The organism is Pseudoxanthomonas suwonensis, assembly GCF_010093235.1.
Classification (GTDB): Bacteria; Pseudomonadota; Gammaproteobacteria; order Xanthomonadales; family Xanthomonadaceae; genus Pseudoxanthomonas; species Pseudoxanthomonas suwonensis.
This window is the reverse complement of record NZ_PDWP01000062.1, coordinates 1-678: the sequence shown is the minus strand read 5'-3', so window position 1 is coordinate 678 and position 678 is coordinate 1. Positions and strand designations below refer to the sequence as shown.

The 678-nt window shown below is 76.8% G+C and carries 1 pseudogene; it reads left to right on the top strand.

Annotation, left to right across the window (positions count from 1 at the left end):
- A pseudogene (locus CSC68_RS15755) lies at positions 1-267 on the top strand (hypothetical protein); the annotation flags it as partial.
- Positions 268-678: the final 411 nt, after the last annotated feature.

Here is a 678-nt window from a genome sequence, read left to right as displayed (position 1 = left end):
CTGCACGCCGACCGCTGGCTGGCCGTGCAGTCGCCGGACGGTGGCGAGGCCTATACCCGCCCCGGAAACCTGTCGCTGCCGCCCAACGGCCAGCTGGTCACCGCCGGCGGGCACCCGCTGCTGGACGGGGGCCGCAACCCGGCGGGGCTGACGCCGCAGCAGGCCCTGGCGGTCGGCCAGGACGGCGCGGGATCGAGCGTGGCGCCGGGCGGAGGCGGCTGCACCGCCGCGGGCCCGCGCCGCGCGGGTGCAGGGCGGGTAGCGTAGCCCGCCGCGGGCACCCCGTTCCGTGTCTGCAGGTGCCCTCCCTGGAAGCCGACCGGCGCCGCCAAATCATCCGCCGCGGGGCGGCGCCCGCCCCCCGGCGGCGGCCTCAGCCTCGGCCGGCGCCGGAAGGCAGGCGGGCCGCGAAAGGGACCTGTTCGTCGCGTTTGACGGCGGCCAGCCGCCCGCCCTGGGGCAGGACGAACTGCTGGGGGGTGAACAGGCCCCGGCCCAGGGCAAGGCTGGGGCGGAAAGGGCCCTTGGAAGGCCCGAAACGGCGCGGGGTCAACGCCTCGTCGAACCGCCCGGGGGGGGGACACCCGCGCAGTACGCCGACCGGTGCCCGTCTCTTTACAACACACGACCTCTCGGATGCGCCTCCACGGGTGAGACGCGGACGGTGGAGGGTCGGTT